Here is a 17303-nt window from a genome sequence, read left to right as displayed (position 1 = left end):
GCGGGGCCCAAGCCCCGTCCGCACTTACCGAAACGCCGGAATAACTTCGCGTCCATAGCGGGCGATGATGTCTTCTTCCTCGCCTGAATCGAGATAGATGTTGAACTGAGTGACCCCTGCGGCTTCGAGGTCGCGGATCTTGGCAATGTGATCTTTTGGCTCGCCCAACACACAAAAGCTCTCAACGATCTCGTCGGTGATGAAGTCAAGATAGGGGTTATCGGACTGACCGTGTTTGGAATAATCGTAGCCGCGACGGGCCTCGATATATGATGTCAGGCTGGCGGGCACCTTGTCGGAATCGGCGCCATACTTCTCAACGATATCGGCAACATGGTTTCCCACCATGGCGGGAAACCATTTGGTGGCTTCGATGGCACTTTTTTTGTCACCAAAATAGGCCGGCGCCGCAGCCATCGAACGATAGGTCGACATATCGCGCCCGGCCGCCTTACCTGCCGCGATGCACTGATCGGTAAACCATTTGCAAAGGCCGGGCTCGGCAATCTGAAGCACGACACCATCGGCGCTTTCGCCAGCGGTTTTGAGCGCCAGAGGTCCGTAGGCGGCTATCCATGCAGGCATTTCATGGCCGACGGCCCAGGGAAATTGCACGGAATTGGGCACATTCCCATACGTCACCTCTTCACCACGGACCATGGCTCGGGTCTTAGCGATAAATTCTGCAACGCGCTTCAGTGTCGCCGGCTTGTGCCCCATAACGCGGCGCGAGGAATCCCCACGACCAACGGCAAGGTCGAAACGCCCACCGCTCTGTTTGGCGAGCGAACCGAACAGCGAGGCAGCAACCGACCAGTCGCGCACATCGGGGTTGGTGACGAGCGGACCGAACCGCATCGATCTTGTCCATTCCATACCCATGGCCATGGCCGGATAGGGGTCACGCCAAAGAATATGGGAATCGTAGAACCAGCAATATGTGAACCCGGCATATTCGGCTGCCTGGATCAAATAACGCGCTCTGTCATGATCGACAAAGCCCTTGAAGGTGACCCCGAATTCCATTGTTCCCTACCCCTTGTTCGAGCCTGTCCCGTTTTTGCCGAACGGGAATATTTTGACCAGACGATCAAATTTTTGACGACCACGCAAGAGAAATTCGCTATGGCCCGTAGGCGATCATCGGGCGGCCCGTTGCAGGGTTTGGCACTATGGTTGCAGCAACGCCATAAACCTCGGCCACGAAGGCAGAATCGATAACCGTGTCGGGGTTACCCTGTGCCACCAGCCTGCCCCGATCGAGCGCAATGACCGTGTCGAACCATGCGGCGGTGAGATTGAGGTCATGCATGGTGACCAGGATCGTCAGTCCCTCATCGGCCAGTGCGCGGAGGACGTTCATAACGGCGATCTGGGCCGAGAGATCGAGATGATTGGTCGGCTCATCGAGCAACAACAGGCGCGGAGACTGCGCCAGGGCACGAGCAATGTGCACGCGCTGTTGTTCGCCGCCAGAAAGGGTTGAAAAGCGCCGGCTGGCAAACCCGGCGACCCCGGCACGGGTCATGGCACGGGCAACGATAGCTTCATCGTCCTTCTCGCTGTCAGCGGCCCACATGCCCTGATGCGGGAGCCGGCCCAGCATCACAACGTCATGTACTTCGATTGGCTGCTCGGTGGCCGCGGTCTGTTCAACGAGCGCGGCAATACGGGCCCGCGCGCGGCGTGATTGGGCGTGAAAATCTGACCCTTCAAAGTCGATATGGGCGCGAGCCGACGATTCAAAGCCAAGGATCACACGCAGGATCGAGGACTTTCCCGCGCCGTTCGGGCCAATCAGGGCGTTCAGCCGACCAGGCCGGATGGCAAAGGAGACATCGTCGAGAATGGTCTTACCCTCGAGCGCGAGGGTTGCGTTTTCAATGACAAGGCTCATGTCGCCCCCCTGTTGCGCAGGAGGATAAGGAAGAAGGCGGGCGCTCCGATCATGGCGGTCACGATGCCGACGGGCAATTCGCGCGGGTCGAACAGGGTACGCGCCGCTGTGTCTGTCCAAACCATAAAGACGGCTCCGGCCAGCGCAGCCAGTGGCAGAAGATGACGGTGCCGTCCGCCAGCGATGAGGCGCACAGCGTGGGGCAGGATGAGGCCAACAAAGCCGATAGCGCCGGACATCGCGACCAGCACCCCTGTCAAAAGCGCCGTACCGGCGAGCATGATCCAACGCGTACGCTCGACATCGATACCCAACGCGTGCGCGGCGGTATCGCCGAAAACAAAGCCATCGAGTATGCGGCCCGAGACAATGAGAGGCATCCCCACCAATCCAAGCGCGATCAGAGCAAGACCGGTATCGGACCAGCGCGTGCCGGCCAGCGACCCCATCAGCCAAGACAGAATTTCGCGATAGGAATCCCCGGTGGCTGTCCAAAATATCAAAAATGACGTCAGCGCAGCGGCAAGCGCAGAGACAGCGAGCCCCGCGAGAATAGCGCGTGAGGCCGTAATGGTGCCCAAGGCGCGGGCAAGGCCAAGGGTCAGCGCCATGGCCAGCAGCGCACCGATGAAGGCTCCAACCGGCAGCAAGAGCGTTGCGCCAATAAGCATCATCGCCACCGCGCCGACCGATGCCCCCGAGGACAGGCCCAAAAGATAGGGGTCGGCCAGCGGATTGCGTGTCAGGGCCTGCATCACTGCACCGCAAATGGCCAGCCCCGCACCAACCGCGGCAGCGGCGAGAACCCGCGGCAGGCGCAATTCCCACACGATGCCCTCGCGCAAACTGGTGACCGGACTTTCTGCGATAAGACCGAGTTTGTGTGCGATCACCGCCCAGACCTCAGCAGGGGAGATCGCTGCGGGACCAATTGTGACAGCGATGACGAGGGATGCGCAGAGCAACAGTGCCAGCCCCGCCAGCCCGGTCTGAAATCTGAGCCGCCGCAAGGCAGCGGGCGTCAGGGCGGACAGGCCGAGCGGGGCGTCGACCATCAGAAGAACGCCCTCCACGTCGCTGCCCCGGATCCGATCCGGGAACCAGCAGCATTGGCCACCACACCGGCACCCGAGGCGCCCCGCCATGGCCTCCGACTGTTGTACAGGAAACGAAAAGTGAGCGTCATTGCCCCAAATCCAGCTCTTGAAGCTGGCGCGCCAGATCGGCTGCAGCGGGAATGGAACGAATGCCCGGTTCGGCTGCGGGGAACGGGATGACGATGAAGCGCTCGTTCTGAACGGCACTGAGATTGGCTGTAGCAGGGTTGTCGTTCAGGAGCCTGATTTTCTGGGTGACCGAATTCCAGGCGGCGTCGACAAGGACCATGATGTCAGGGTCGGCATCGACAATTGCCTCCCAACTGGCCGAGGTCCATGTGTCATCGATTTCGGCAAAGATGTTGGTGATGCCCAGCGCTTCCATAGTCATCTGTGGGCCGCCAAGACCGGCACCGACATAGGGCGTATCGGTGGCCGAAGAGTACCAGACCCCTGTCAGGCCCGCGACGGGCTTGATCTCTTCGAGCATTGTGCGTTGGGCACCCAAGAGCTCGGCGGCGCGATCTTCGACATCGAATATTCTGCCCATTTCGGAAATCTGGTCGAACACATCCTCGAACGACAGCTTTTCAGGCGCCGCCCCCGAGCGGCAGGCCGTCGGCGCGACATAGGTTGCAACGCCGAGCGCGTGCAGACTATCACGGGTGCCAGCGCCATCTGCAGCAAAGCTCGACTCCCAGCCGCCATAGACAAGATCTGGCTCGGCTTCGAGCACAACTTCCTGAGACGGCACGCGGTCGGCAAGCACCGTCAGCGGCGTTTCTGGCGCCCATCCATCGGGCACGGCCCCGTCCTGGAATCCGACACCGACGATCCTGTCGGCAAGACCGAGGGCCAGCAGCAATTCGGTTGCCGTGGACTTGATGGCGACGACGCGCTCCGGCGGCGCATCGAACGTGACTGCTGTGCCGCAGTTCACGAGGGTAAGCGGATAGTCTGTGGCGAAACCAGGCTTAGCAGGGGCAACAGACAAAGCTGTAAGCACCGAGAGCGATGCAACTTTGAGCCAATTGCCGGCAGACGGCAGCGTCGGCAATCGGACCGCACTCCTACCGACGACCAGGTGGCTCTTGGTCGACTGGCTCATTTGACCTTTTCCTTGCTGTCCGTCAGCACGCGCGTGGCCGCGTCATAGCCTTGTTGATAGGCCTCGGTGGAGCCCAAGCGGAACATGTCGTCATTTCCGAGCCGGGCCAGGGTCTTGGCGCCGGGGCTATCGAGATCGGTGACCAGCCGCGACAAGCCGCGCGCGACTGCAACAGGCATGCGCGAGGCCTTGCCCTTGACAAGGTCGGCGGCAGCGGCCAGCTCGTCGGCCAGGACTGTGACCGTGACATTCAGGGGCCTTCCATTGGCATCGACCCCACCGCGCAGATCGTCAACGAGCTGCACGCCGGCGGCCCCAATGGCGACGTCTGTCTGTCCGACCCGCCAGGGTCGTCCAAGCGTATCGGTGATGATCAGGCCCAGATGCCTTCCGGTTTTTTCACGCAACGCCCTGCACAAATGCCTTGCCGACATGTCGGGATCGCGGGGCAACCGCAGGGCCAACCCGTCCGGGACGTTGGAGGTATCGAGCCCCGCTGCGGCCATCACAAGGCCCTGTCGAGTCTCAACAATCCTTGTGACCCCGCCGGCATGGACACGTTCGGCTACGATGCGGACTGTATCCTCATCGATTGCCAGTTCGCGGGCCTCAATGGGTATCTGCATCCCCTCGGCTTTCGAGACGATCTTGGAGGTCACTATGAGGATATCGCCATCGGCAAGCGCAGCGCCGGGTTCGGCTGTCGTCATCGCGGTTACTGCATCGCAGATCAGCGCGACCAGATCGTCACCGGCCGCGATTTCCGGAATGCCCTCGATCCCCCAGAGTGTCAGGCGGTTGGCCATCAGCGCTTCTTGAGTTTTGGCAACACCTCGCGCGAAAAGACGTCAATCCATTCGCGCTGGTTACGGCCCACATTGTGCAGATAGATACGGTCAAACCCAAAATCGGCAAATTTCTGAATGTGTTCGAGATGCTCTTGGGGATCGGGAGAAATGACCATGCGGCCGTTGAAGTCCTCCGGCCGCACAAGCTTGGCCATCTGTTCGAAATCAAACGGCGAGCGGATGTCGGCCTTGGGGAATTTCATGCCACCATTGGGCCATTCGACCATTGCGTTTTCAAGGGCCTGTTCATAAGTCGGCGCCCAGCTCATGTGGAGCTGGAGCACCTTGGGCATCGTGTCAGGGTCCTTGCCCGCCTCGCGCGCCCCTTCGGCAAACTTCTCGAACAGCATCTCGATCTTTTCAAGCGGCGCACCGACCGTGATGATGCCATCGGCAAATTTTCCGGTCTTTTTGGCGTTGATCGGTCCCGCCGTGGCGACGAGGATTTCAGGGATGGTTTCAGGCATGGTCCACAGCCGGGTGGATTCCATCCTGTAATAATCGCCATTGTGCTTGGTGTTCTTGCCGGCTGCCGAATTCTCGAACAGCTTCTTGATGATCTGAACGGCCTCGAACATGCGCGCCGAGCGCTCGCCCACATCAGGCCAGTATTGAGCGAGAAAGCTCTCGTTAAGCGCTTCGCCCGCCCCGACGCCGAGCCAGTGCCGATTTGGATACATTGCTGCAAGGGTTGCTGACGCCTGGGCGACCATTGCCGGATGCCAGCGAAATGTCGGCGTGGTGACCCCCGGCCCCATATCGCCCCGCGTACGCTCGCCAATGGCCGTCAGGACATTCCAGACAAAAGCGGACTGGCCCTGCTGGGGCACCCACGGTTGGAAATGATCGGCGGCCATCGCGCCGTTGAAGCCGTTTTGCTCGGCATATTCGGTCAGCTCCACACAATCGCGCGGGTGGAACTGTTCGAGCATCACCGCATAGCCGATCAACCCCTCCGGCCCGGTCTTAAATACCGACATCGATGGCACTCCCCTTGGCTTTGCGATCAGTCAATCACAAAGGTCCAGAGAGCAACAGAGGTAATTTTGACCTTTTGGTAAAATTTTTTGCTTCGATTTGCAGACGATGAATCTCCCCCGATCCCGACCAATGCCGGGATCGAAGGCGAAGACATTGCCTATTCGATAAAGGCTTCAACCTTGCGAATGTCGCCAAGCATATAAGCATCGGCGACCAATTGCAGCGGCGATGCATCGACATCGCTCTTGTTCTCGGACAACAAGCGTGCGAACTGCGCGTAAATCCCATCATACTCGGTATCGTCGCCGGACAATGCGGTTTCGCCTGCGATTGCGAGCACCGAGCCGCCACTTGAGAGCTCAAGCAAGCCTGCATCGGTCCGCACAGTGATATCCCAGGTTTGGGGCCCTTCCTGCCGCCAGTCGAAATCGGCTGTGACGGGATGGCCGGTGATCGACAGAAAATCAATTTTTGCCGCTATAGGCGTCTGACGATTTTCCGGCACTTCAAGGGTCGCGCCGGTGACCAAAACGGGCGCTGGCAGGATGTGGGTCAAAATTGAAAGCGCGTTGATACCAGGATCGAAAACGCCCATGCCGCCGGGTATCCATATCCAATCCTGACCGGGATGCCAGCGGCGTACATCTTCGCGCCAGACGATATCGACCCGCGTGATCGCCTTATCGACCAGCCAGGCACGCGCTGCTTCGACGCCGTGGGCGTAACGCGAATGCCATGTCGCAAATAGCGTCACGCCATGTTCGGCCGCCAGTTTCCGGAGCCAGTCGACTTCTGCAACTGTCGCGCCGGGTGGCTTTTCGAGCAACACATGGCGCCCCGCCCGAATTGCCGCTTCGGCGTATTGGCGGCGCACCTGGGGGGGCGTGCATAGCGCAACAGTGTCGATATCTGGACGCGCGGAGAGCATTTCATCAAGGGTGGTAAAATGGTCGAGACCATCGAGTTCTGCATTGCGCGACACGATCGCAGCAAGCTCGAACTCAGCGTTCTTGGCGATTGAGGGCAGGTGCTGGTCGCGGGCAATCTTGCCCAGTCCGACGATGGCGATCCTGTGAGTCATCTAATGAGAGTCCTTGCCGACATCGCTGCCACGCGAGCCCTTGAGAAAATCGAAATCGGCGCCAGTGTGGGCCTGATCGACATGATCGAGAAACATCTTGGCGTACCCCGATTGCGGTTGGTCGGGCAATGGGGTCCATCCGGCCAATCGCGCCGCAATCTCGGCATCAGGCACATCAAGATGAATTGTCCGATTGGGCACATCGATGGAGATCATATCGCCATTGCGAACGGCGGCGAGCGGACCACCCACCGCCGCTTCGGGCGAGGTGTGCAAGATTACAGTGCCGTAGGCGGTGCCTGACATGCGGGCATCGGAAATCCGCACCATGTCCTTGATGCCCTTGCGCAGCACTTTGGGCGGCAGCCCCATATTGCCGACCTCGGCCATACCGGGATAGCCTTTGGGGCCGCAGTTTTTAAGCACCATGACACAGTTCTCATCGATATCGAGAGCTTCGTCGTTGATCTTTGTCTTGTAGTCATCGATGTCCTCGAAAACCACGGCGCGGCCCGTATGCACCATCAGGTGCGGACTGGCGGCTGAAGGCTTGAGTACGCAGCCATTGGGGGCAAGGTTGCCCTTGAGGACGGCAATACCACCCTGGCTGGTCAATGCCTTATCGACCGGACGGATGACGTCTTCGTTCCAGTTTCGCGCGCCCTCAATTTCTTCGGCCACAGTGCGGCCCGAAACCGTAAGCGCATCGCCGTGGAGCTTTTGCCCATCGAGAAGCGATTTGAGGACAACGGGCAAACCGCCGGCATAGAAGAACTCTTCCATCAGGTATTTGCCTGAGGGCATGAGGTTGACGATTGTGGGAATGTCGCGACCGAGCCGGTCCCAGTCTTGGAGGCCGACATCAACGCCAACGCGACCGGCAAGCGCCAGAAGGTGAACGACGGCGTTTGTCGAACCACCGATGGCGCCGTTGGTCATAATCGCGTTTTCAAACGCCTGACGAGTCATGATGTCGGAAGGCTTGAGGTCATCCTTGACCATATCGACAATGCGGCGCCCGGTCAGTTGGGCCATGACGCGGCGGCGGCTATCCACAGCGGGAATTGCAGCATTGCCCGATAGCGCCATGCCGAGCGCCTCGGCCATCGAGGCCATTGTCGAGGCTGTGCCCATTGTGTTGCAGGTGCCCGAGGAACGGCTCATTGCCTGTTCGGCGTCAAGAAACTCCTCCTGGCTCATTTCTCCGGCCTTGATCGCCTCGCTCATCTGCCACAACGCAGTGCCCGAACCGACCCGCTCTCCACGGAACCAGCCGTTGAGCATCGGACCACCGGTGACCACGATCGATGGGATATCGGTCGAAGCGGCGCCCATCAGCAGCGATGGTGTTGTCTTGTCGCACCCGACAAGCAGCACTGCGCCATCGATAGGCTGGCCGCGCATCACCTCTTCGACCGCCATGGCCGCGAGGTTGCGATACATCATGGCCGTAGGGCGAAACGTGTTTTCCGATGCCGAGAACACCGGCACTTCAAGCGGGAACCCACCGGCCTCCCAGACTCCTGCCTTCACCTTTTCGGCCAGTTCGCGCAAATGCCCGTTGCACGGGGTCAGATCGGACCATGTGTTGAGGATGCCGATGACCGGCCGACCGTCGAACAGATCGTGCGGATAGCCCTGATTTTTGAGCCAGCCCCTGTGATAAATGGTGTCGCGCGATGTACCGCCATACCACTCCTGGGAGCGGAGCTTGCGCGGCCATTGAGCCTTCTCGAATGCCATTGCCCTACCCTTCCCTAAAGCGCTCTGACGACGACAGGTGCGTCCGCGGAGCGTGTTGTGTCGATGGTCAGGGGATTTTTGAGCGGCAAGCCGAAAGAGGCGGATTCGATTTCGAAAATGTCACCCTGCTGGGTCCGCACGCCGTCGGCAAAGCTTAATGTCGCTGTGCCGAACATATGGACATGCACGTCGCCAGGCTTGCGGAAGATCTCGTACTTGAAGTGATGATGCTCGAGATTTGCCAGGGTGTGGCTCATATTGGCCTCTCCTGAGACGAACGGCTTTTCCCAGAGTACAGCCCCGTCGCGCACGACACGCGACATGCCTTCGATATGTCCGGGCAGTTCGCCGAGCAGGATTTCAGGACCGATAGAGGCCGGACGCAGTTTGGAATGGGCCAGGTAGAGGTAGTTCTGACGTTCGGTGACGTGGTCTGAAAACTCGTTGGCCAGCGCGAAACCGATGCGGTGCGGCACACCTTCATAAGAGACGATGTAGATGCCGGCGATCTCGGGCTCCTCACCCGCATCGAGCGCGAAGCCGGGCGAGGTGATGGGTTTGCCCGGCGCCACCAGGGCATGACCATTGCCCTTGTAGAACCATTCGGGCTGCACGCCGGTCTTGCCGGCCAAAGGCTTGCCGCCCTCAACGCCAAGACGAAACATCTTCATGGAATCCGTAGCGTTCTCTTCAGCGCCGGCCTTCTGGTGCATTGCATTGCGGGTGGAGGCCGAACCAAGATGCGTCAGCCCCGTGCCTGTGAGGTGCAGGCGCGCAGGGTCATCGAGCGTGATGGGAGCCAGCACGCGATTTTCGGCATAGGCCGTTTCCAAATCGACGCTGTCGCCCAATCCCTGTTCGGCGATAAGCGCGGCAATGGTCATATCCCTGGCAATTGCGCGCTTGGCGAGGCCAAGAACAGAATCGGCGCCGTTGACAATATTTGCCGTTTCGCCCTGGCGGGCAACGACGCGTTGGGAACCGCTGGAATCGATTATCTGGGAGAGCAACACTTTATATAACTCCGTGAAGAGGACGGGCCGGCGCGCAGGTGGCGCGCCGGCGGTATTCAGGCGGCCTTGTTCTTGTTGTAGACGTCGAAAATCACAGCGGCGAGCAGGACAAGACCCTTGATCATCTGCTGCCAGTCGATGCCGATGCCCATGATCGACATGCCATTGTTCATCACGCCCATGATGAAGGCGCCGATGACCGCCCCGACGATGGTACCGACGCCACCGGCCATCGAAGCGCCACCGATAAAGACGGCTGCGATGACATCGAGTTCGAACGTTTCGCCGGCCTTTGGCGTAGCCATGTTGAGCCTTGCCGCAAACACCAGTCCGGCCAGCGCCGCCAACATGCCCATATTGGCAAAGACCATGAATGTCAGCCGCTCGGAATTGATGCCCGAGAGCTTGGCCGCCTTCTGGTTTCCGCCAACGGCATAAACGCGGCGGCCTATTGTGGTTTGCTTGGATACGAAGCTGTATCCGGCAATCAGCACAGCCATGATGATGAAGACGTTGGGCAGACCACGCGACGTGGCCAGCAGATAGACAAGATAGATCACGGCGCCCGCGACAAGGATATTACGCCCGGTGAAAAACGCGAACGGCTCATCGGGTGTGCCGTGCTTTGCCTCTTTGGCGCGTGCGCGGATGGAGAGCAGAACGAGGATCCCCGCGGCGGCCACCCCCAGGATCATCGAGAGCATATGGATGCCCTCGATCGAGAAGATATCGGGGATAAAGCCCGATGCTATAAGGCGGAAGGAATCCGGGAACGGGCCAATGGACTGGCCCTTGAGCAGCACCATCATAAGGCCCTTGAACACCAGCATTCCAGCCAGGGTGACTATGAAGCTGGGGATCTTCCAATAGGCAATCCAATAGCCCTGCACCGCACCGATGGCGGCGCCGACGGCAAGGCAGATCAGCGCAGCGGGCACGAAATGGAGACCGAACTGCACCATGAGAACGGCAGCGAGCGCGCCCACGAAGCCCATGACCGAGCCGACGGAAAGATCGATATGCCCGCACACGATGACCAGCAGCATACCCACGGCCATGATGACGATGTAGGAGTTCTGAAGCACCAGATTGGTGACATTTGCCGGACGCAGGAGAATGCCATCTGTGGAGATCTGGAAAAACACGACGATGGCAATCAGCGCGAACAGAATACCATATTCACGCAGATGGGTTTTCAAATAGCCCAGAAATACCGACTGGCCGCCGGTTGCGGACGAGGATTGGGTAAGGTCAGTCATTGCGGCGTTCCGTTGGTGCAGGGATTGAGGCGGTCATGCAGCTTTTCCCGTCTTTAAGATCATCGACATGATCTTTTCCTGGCTGGCTTGGGCAATCGGCAATTCACCGACGAACCGACCGGCATTCATGACGTAGATCCTGTCGCATGTGCCCAGCAGTTCAGGCATTTCCGATGAGATCAGCACGATTGCCTTGCCCTGGCTCGCCAGGTCATTGATGATCGAATAGATCTCATATTTGGCCCCCACATCGATGCCACGGGTCGGCTCGTCGAGTATCAAGACATCCGGGCCGGCATAGAGCCATTTCGAGAGCACGACCTTTTGCTGGTTACCGCCTGAGAGGTTGACGGTTTTCTGGCTGATCCCCGAGCTTTTGATCGCCATCAGCTGGCGGTAGCGCTCGGCGACCTCGCGCTCCTTTTGATTGTCGACGACAATACCGTTGGCGATGCCATTGAGATTGGCCAAGGGAACATTGTCGCGGATCGGCTGATCGAGCACGAGCCCGTACGTCTTGCGGTCTTCGGTGGCGTAGCAAATACCGTTTGCAATGGATTTTGGGACCGAGGAGGTATCGACCGGCTGGCCGCGCAACAGCACCTGACCGGAAATCCTGTCGCCATACGACCTGCCAAACAGGCTCATGGCCAATTCGGTGCGCCCGGCGCCCATCAGGCCCGCAATGCCCACGACCTCGCCCGCGCGAACTGAAAAGCTGACATCGTCCACAACCTTGCGCTCAGCATGGATTGGGTGGTGCGCCGTCCAGTTTTTCACCTCGAACAACACGTCACCGATCTTGGGATCACGCGGCGGAAAGCGGTCGGTGAGCGAACGACCGACCATGTCGCGCACGATATCGGCTTCCGAAATTTCAGCTGTCTGGCAATCGAGGGTGGAGACAGTATGGCCGTCGCGCAGAACCGTGATGCGGTCGGCGACCTGGGAAATCTCGTTGAGCTTGTGAGAAATCAGGATCGAGGAGATGCCTCTTTCCTTGAGTTCGACCAACAGTTTGAGCAACGCCTGACTGTCGGTTTCATTGAGCGAGGAAGTCGGCTCATCGAGGATGAGAAGCTTGACCTCCTTGGACAGCGCCTTGGCAATTTCGACAAGTTGCTGTTTGCCTAGCCCCAGATGGGTGATCTTGGTGCGCGGGGATTCTTTCAACGACACGCGCTGCAACAGGTCTTCAGTGCGCCGGTAGGTTTCCGACCAGTCGATGACCCCGTTGTTGGCGCGCTCATTGCCCAGAAAGATATTCTCGGCAATCGAGAGCAGCGGGACCAGAGCCAGCTCCTGATGGATGATGACAATGCCGCATTTTTCGCTTTCGGCGATTGAATAAAAATGGCGCTCCTCGCCTTCGAAAAAGATCTGCCCGTCATAATCGCCAGCGGGATAGACGCCCGACAGCACTTTCATGAGGGTCGACTTTCCGGCGCCGTTCTCGCCGACCAGCGCGTGAATTTCGCCCTGCTCGACCACGAGGTTGACGTTCTCGAGCGCATTGACGCCCGGAAAGCTCTTTGTAATGCCGCGCATTTCGAGAATGGACGTCATGGCGTTCCCGCTCTCAGTTCCAAGGGCGCACGGCGAGGCGCTTCAAGCACCCCACCGTACGGGCTTTGGAGACTGATTAGTTGGCGACCTGGTCTTGGGTATAATAGCCCGAACCCACAAGAACCTGTTCAAGATTGTCAGCGGTGACCAGCACCGGCTCGAGCAGGTAGGATGGGACCACTTTGACGCCGTTATCGTAAGTCTCGGTGTCATTGATCTCGGGTTCAGCATCGTTGATCAACGCTTCAACCATGCCCACTGTCACACGCGCGAGCTCACGCGTATCCTTGAAGATCGTCGAATACTGATCGCCTGCCATGATGGCCTTGACCGAAGGAATTTCAGCATCCTGGCCGGAGATGATCGGCATCGCCATGTCACCCGAGCCATAGCCCACGCCGCGCAGCGATGAGATGATGCCGATCGACAGCCCGTCATAGGGCGAGAGCACCGCATCGACAGTGTCATCGGTGTAATGGGCCGACAGAAGGTTGTCCATGCGCGCCTGAGCAACCGAGCCGTCCCAGCGCAGGGTGCCGACTGTATCCATGCCCGTCTGGCCAGATTTGATGACGAGCGTGCCATCGTCGATCAGTGGCTGGAGGACGCTCATGGCGCCATCATAGAAGAAATAGGCGTTGTTATCGTCGGGGGAACCGCCGAACAATTCAATATTGTATGGCGCTTCGCGATCGGAGGCTTCAAGCCCGTCAACGAGCGACTGAGCCTGCTGCACGCCAACCTTGAAATTGTCGAAGGTCGCGTAGTAATCGACATTTTCCGAACCACGGATCAGCCGGTCATAGGCGATGACGTGAATGCCGGCGGCAGCCGCATTTTCAAGCGCCGTGCTCAATGTGGTCCCGTCGATCGATGCGATCACCAGGACGTCAACGCCGCGTACGATCATGTTCTCGATCTGGGCAAGCTGATTGGGAATGTCGTCTTCCGCGTATTGCAGATCGGTCTGGTAACCGGCAGCCTCGAAAAGCTCCACCATGGAATTGCCGTCCGAGATCCAGCGGGCAGACGATTGGGTGGGCATGGAAATCCCCACCGAGCCGGCATCCTGCGCGATTGCAGGCATCGCCGAAAGCGCAGAGGTCATCACCAGGGCGCCCAGCCCTGCCAAAATCGATTTCATGAAGTTTCTCCCTGTCAGTTTCGCCCGACGCCTCTCGTCGTAGCGACCTCCCGTGCCACGCGTTTGGCGCAGCGATCCTCCACATTTGCATATAGTATGATTATTTGTAAAGTCTGAGTTTTGGCCCGACGCGCTTTTCCAACACCTCGCCACACCCATATGTGCAGCAAGAGCAAAATGTCGCTGATCAGCCCTGGGTGCTGCCCAGCGTGGTCGTCGCGCGATCGACGCCCGACTGAATGGCCTGGCGCATTGCCACACGGGCCATTTCAGGATCTTTTGCCATTATTGCTTCGGCGATATTGCGATGCAGCCGCACCGCCTTATCGAAGGCTACGCCATCCTCAACGGGCGAGGATATTGTGAACGAAGCCATCAGAGCGATTTCCACGACGCTGGAGAGTGACACCATGAAAGGATTGCCCGAGGCTGCTGCCACGACCTGATGAAACCCAACATCGTTGCGGGCGAATTCTTCGGCCGTCAGGCCCTTTGTTTCCATGCCCCGCAACCAGCCCATTAGTTCGTTGGCCTGGGCAACCGAGCGCCGTTCGGCAGCCAGCGCGGCAGCATCCGGCTCAACAGCCATGCGGATTTCAGCGAGCGAGGCTATGAAATCAAACGAGATTCCCGAATCCAGATGCCAGAGCAGCACGTCGGAGTCGAACATGTTCCAGCGGGCTCTGGGCAAGACCCGAGTGCCGACACGGGCTCGCGCCTCCACGAGGCCTTTGGCCGAAAGCGTCTTGAGCGCTTCACGCAGCACAGTGCGGGACACACCGAACTGATCGATCAGATCGCTGTCCCCCGGCAGGATCTGGCCTTCATTATAGGTTCCACCAACAATTGCCGTGCCGAGCGTGTACATGACATGGGCATGGAAATTGTGCGGCTTGCGCCGTGCGGGTCCGGGTGTGTGCGCGGCTACGGACCCCGCACCTTCCCGATCATCGATAGTTCCCGCCATGCCGCTGCATCTCCAGTAAAACGCCGGGCAAAACACGGCGTAGGCCGAACATGACAAAAGCGGTGATGGATTGTCAAAATAAAAATATAATAAGATAATTGATCACTTGCAGGCATCGATGCCCCAAAGACGCGATGCACAGTCCCTTTTAGGAAAGAATCAATCCATGAAGCAATTGGCCATCTGGAAGATTTGGAAGGACATATGAGCACGACTGCCGACTGGATCGCCGTCGACTGGGGCACCTCGAACATGCGCGCTTGGGCCATGGGGCCCGACAACGCGATTTTGGCGCATGAGAAAGGTTCCAAGGGCATGGGCCAGCTCGCCCCGTCCGAGTTCGAACCCGCCCTGCTTGAAATCATCGCCGAATGGCTCGATCCAAACGCCGTCATACCGGTCTTTGCATGTGGGATGGTGGGCGCACGGCAGGGCTGGATGGAAGCTGCATATGCGCCAACGCCGACCCAGCCGATCGCCGCTCAACCGACGCGCGCTCCCGTGAAGGACAAGCGCATCGCCGTCTTCATCCTGCCAGGAGTCAGCCAGGCGACGCCACCCGATGTGATGCGCGGCGAGGAAACCCAGATTGCCGGATACATGACCAGCCAGGGTAACCACTCCGTCGTTTGCTTGCCGGGAACACATAGCAAATGGGTCGAGATCGCCGGCGGCAAGATCGAGCGTTTTCGCACGGCAATGACCGGGGAAGTTTTTGCTTTGCTCGCCGAAAAGTCAGTCCTGCGTCATAGCGTTGCGACAAGCGATTGGGATGCTGACGCATTTTCCGGCGGTGTCCGCGAGGGCCTGGAGACACCGGATCTCGTGACAAAGCTCTTTTCCATTCGCGCCGCCAGCCTGCTCGATGGCACATCACCACAAATGTCAAAAGCCCGCTTGTCAGGGCTATTGATCGGGGCGGAACTGGCGGGGACGCGCGAATTCTGGACAGGCAAATCTGTTGCACTGATTGGCGCATCGGGATTGAGCGCGCTATACCAGAGCGCATTGGAACTGGCCGGCATTTCTGCACACCAGTACGACACACACGAAATGACGCTGGCCGGGCTGTGCGCCGCCCGCTCGGCCATGGAGGACGCACGATGACCCGCAACCTTATTGCCATCCTGCGCGGGCTGAAGCCCGATGAAGCGCTGGCGGTGACCGCGGCCCTGATCGAAGCAGGGATCACTGCAATCGAAGTGCCGCTCAATTCGCCCCAACCGCTCGAGAGCATTGAAAGGATGGCGAGCGCATTTGGCAATGACGCGTTGATCGGCGCGGGAACTGTGTTGAGCACGCATGACGTTGCAAACGTGGTTCAGGCCGGCGGCAAGCTTATCGTTTCTCCCAATTGCGATGCCGAGGTGATCGGCGCCACAAAGGCAGCAGGCTTGCAGTCGTTCCCCGGCGTTTTTACCGCCACCGAGGGCTTCGCGGCGCTCAAGGCCGGAGCCGACGGGCTGAAGATTTTTCCTGCTTCGATCATGGGACCAAACGGGATGGCGGCGCTCAAGGCAGTGCTTCCCGCATCGGTTCCGGTTTATGCAGTGGGAGGCGCAGGCCCGGACAATTTCGGGCAATGGCGGGCTGCCGGCGCCGACGGGTTCGGCATCGGTACCGCACTTTACACACCCGGCCTTGCTGCAAGCGAAGTGGCGGCCCGCGCCCGCAAGCTTGTCTCGGCCTATGACGAGGTCATGTCATGAGCGCTCATATTTTCGACGATCGGCTGTGTTTTCTTGGAGAGGGTCCGCTTTGGCATCCCGAGCGCCAGCAGCTTTTCTGGTTCGACATCATCGGTCGCACGCTTCTGACCCGAAAGGGCGGCGATACTGGTGCCTGGACGTTTGATGACATGGTATCGGCAGCCGGATGGATCGATCGCGACACGCTTCTGGTGTCGAGCGAAACCGCTTTGATCAAGCTTAATCTTGAAACCCGCAGCCGCGAGATCGTCGCAAAAATCGATATTGGCGAGGGCTTGAGGACCAATGACGGACGTGCCGATCCCTGGGGCGGGTTCTGGTTCTCATCAATGGGAAAAAAGGCCGAAAAAGATGCGGGCGCCATCTATCGTTACTATCGTGGCGACGTGACCAAGCTGTTTTCGTCGATCACCATACCCAATTCCATCTGCTTTACGCCTGACCGGCGCCACGGATATTTCGCCGACACCGACCGCGCACTGGTCAAGCGCGTCGACCTCGACAGCGAGACAGGCGCGCCGGTTGGCGAGCCTGAAATCTATCTTGATCTGAGCACGGACGGGCTCAACCCCGATGGTGCGATTATCGATACCGAGGGCAATATGTGGCTAGCGCAATGGGGCGCTTCTCGGGTTGCCGTTTACGACCCGTCCGGCACCTTGCTCAAATCGGTTGCGGTCGGCGCTCCACACGCATCGTGCCCAGCGTTCGGCGGCGCGGATTTGACCACGCTCTATTGCACAACGGCCCGCGAGGGGCTGGATGCAGAGGCGCTGGCCGAACACCCGGAATCGGGCAATGTATTCTTTGCCGAAGGTGTTGGTCGCGGGCAGAGTGAGCCTGCAGTGATTGTCTGACCGGACATTCGGACCAAAAGAAAAGGGGCGCCA

16 protein-coding genes are annotated in these 17303 nt (G+C 59.2%); 3 read left to right on the top strand and 13 right to left on the bottom strand.

Annotated features, from left to right (window positions below):
- Window positions 1-24: 24 nt before the first annotated feature.
- The 13 genes from ACN0TA_RS02875 to ACN0TA_RS02815 all read right to left on the bottom strand — a co-directional run bounded on the left by ACN0TA_RS02875 (window position 25) and on the right by ACN0TA_RS02815 (window position 14605).
- On the bottom strand, window positions 25-1026 hold the full coding sequence (locus ACN0TA_RS02875; RefSeq protein WP_417579616.1) for a TIGR03842 family LLM class F420-dependent oxidoreductase: 1002 nt from the start codon (window positions 1024-1026) through the stop codon (window positions 25-27).
- A gap of 97 nt (window positions 1027-1123) precedes the next feature.
- Window positions 1124-1897, bottom strand: coding sequence for an ABC transporter ATP-binding protein (locus ACN0TA_RS02870; protein WP_417579614.1), 774 nt, complete (start codon window positions 1895-1897; stop codon window positions 1124-1126).
- The gene (locus ACN0TA_RS02865) at window positions 1894-2970 is read right to left on the bottom strand and encodes a putative F420-0 ABC transporter permease subunit (RefSeq protein ID WP_417579612.1); all 1077 of its coding nucleotides are present in this window, start codon (window positions 2968-2970) and stop codon (window positions 1894-1896) included. Before ACN0TA_RS02865 ends, ACN0TA_RS02870 begins: the two co-directional genes overlap by 4 nt.
- 109 nt (window positions 2971-3079) lie before the next feature.
- Entirely contained in the window at window positions 3080-4102 is a 1023-nt protein-coding gene (locus ACN0TA_RS02860; RefSeq protein ID WP_417579610.1) for a putative F420-0 ABC transporter substrate-binding protein, read from the bottom strand.
- Window positions 4099-4908 carry a coenzyme F420-0:L-glutamate ligase gene (gene cofE / locus ACN0TA_RS02855; RefSeq protein ID WP_417579608.1) on the bottom strand — a complete coding sequence of 270 codons (810 nt, stop codon included), beginning with the start codon at window positions 4906-4908 and terminating at the stop codon, window positions 4099-4101. The genes ACN0TA_RS02860 and cofE overlap by 4 nt, the downstream gene beginning before the upstream one ends.
- Window positions 4908-5930: a TIGR03557 family F420-dependent LLM class oxidoreductase gene (locus ACN0TA_RS02850; protein WP_417579606.1), complete on the bottom strand. Its 1023-nt coding sequence runs from the start codon at window positions 5928-5930 to the stop codon at window positions 4908-4910. Before ACN0TA_RS02850 ends, cofE begins: the two co-directional genes overlap by 1 nt.
- A 158-nt stretch (window positions 5931-6088) precedes the next feature.
- Window positions 6089-7012: a Gfo/Idh/MocA family protein gene (locus ACN0TA_RS02845; protein WP_417579604.1), complete on the bottom strand. Its 924-nt coding sequence runs from the start codon at window positions 7010-7012 to the stop codon at window positions 6089-6091.
- Window positions 7013-8755, bottom strand: coding sequence for an L-arabinonate dehydratase (araD, locus tag ACN0TA_RS02840; protein WP_417579602.1), 1743 nt, complete (start codon window positions 8753-8755; stop codon window positions 7013-7015).
- Window positions 8756-8769: 14 nt separating this feature from the next.
- Window positions 8770-9768: an AraD1 family protein gene (araD1, locus tag ACN0TA_RS02835; RefSeq protein ID WP_417579600.1), complete on the bottom strand. Its 999-nt coding sequence runs from the start codon at window positions 9766-9768 to the stop codon at window positions 8770-8772.
- Between the two features lie 56 nt (window positions 9769-9824).
- The gene (mmsB, locus tag ACN0TA_RS02830) at window positions 9825-11027 is read right to left on the bottom strand and encodes a multiple monosaccharide ABC transporter permease (RefSeq protein WP_417579598.1); all 1203 of its coding nucleotides are present in this window, start codon (window positions 11025-11027) and stop codon (window positions 9825-9827) included.
- 33 nt (window positions 11028-11060) lie between these two features.
- Window positions 11061-12593 (bottom strand): multiple monosaccharide ABC transporter ATP-binding protein, encoded by a 1533-nt coding sequence (mmsA, locus tag ACN0TA_RS02825; protein ID WP_417579596.1) that lies wholly within the window; start codon window positions 12591-12593, stop codon window positions 11061-11063.
- 76 nt (window positions 12594-12669) lie between these two features.
- Entirely contained in the window at window positions 12670-13737 is a 1068-nt protein-coding gene (gene chvE / locus ACN0TA_RS02820; protein WP_417579594.1) for a multiple monosaccharide ABC transporter substrate-binding protein, read from the bottom strand.
- A 187-nt stretch (window positions 13738-13924) separates the two neighbouring features.
- Complete coding sequence (locus tag ACN0TA_RS02815) at window positions 13925-14605, bottom strand: FadR/GntR family transcriptional regulator (RefSeq protein ID WP_417582031.1); 681 nt, start codon at window positions 14603-14605, stop codon at window positions 13925-13927.
- 303 nt (window positions 14606-14908) lie between these two features.
- Here ACN0TA_RS02815 and ACN0TA_RS02810 point away from each other — a divergent pair, with 303 nt between their 5' ends.
- The 3 genes from ACN0TA_RS02810 to ACN0TA_RS02800 are packed head-to-tail and all read left to right on the top strand — an operon-like array spanning window position 14909 to window position 17270.
- Window positions 14909-15811, top strand: coding sequence for a 2-dehydro-3-deoxygalactonokinase (locus ACN0TA_RS02810; protein ID WP_417579592.1), 903 nt, complete (start codon window positions 14909-14911; stop codon window positions 15809-15811).
- The gene (locus ACN0TA_RS02805; RefSeq protein ID WP_417579590.1) at window positions 15808-16413 is read left to right on the top strand and encodes a 2-dehydro-3-deoxy-6-phosphogalactonate aldolase; all 606 of its coding nucleotides are present in this window, start codon (window positions 15808-15810) and stop codon (window positions 16411-16413) included. Before ACN0TA_RS02810 ends, ACN0TA_RS02805 begins: the two co-directional genes overlap by 4 nt.
- On the top strand, window positions 16410-17270 hold the full coding sequence (locus ACN0TA_RS02800; RefSeq protein WP_417579588.1) for an SMP-30/gluconolactonase/LRE family protein: 861 nt from the start codon (window positions 16410-16412) through the stop codon (window positions 17268-17270). The genes ACN0TA_RS02805 and ACN0TA_RS02800 overlap by 4 nt, the downstream gene beginning before the upstream one ends.
- The last annotated feature ends 33 nt before the right edge of the window (window positions 17271-17303 follow it).

Origin of the sequence: Pelagibacterium sp., from assembly GCF_048264985.1 — a bacterium.
Taxonomy (GTDB): domain Bacteria; phylum Pseudomonadota; class Alphaproteobacteria; order Rhizobiales; family Devosiaceae; genus Pelagibacterium.
Note: the sequence above shows the minus strand (reverse complement) of the source record. Positions and strands in the feature narration are given on the sequence as shown.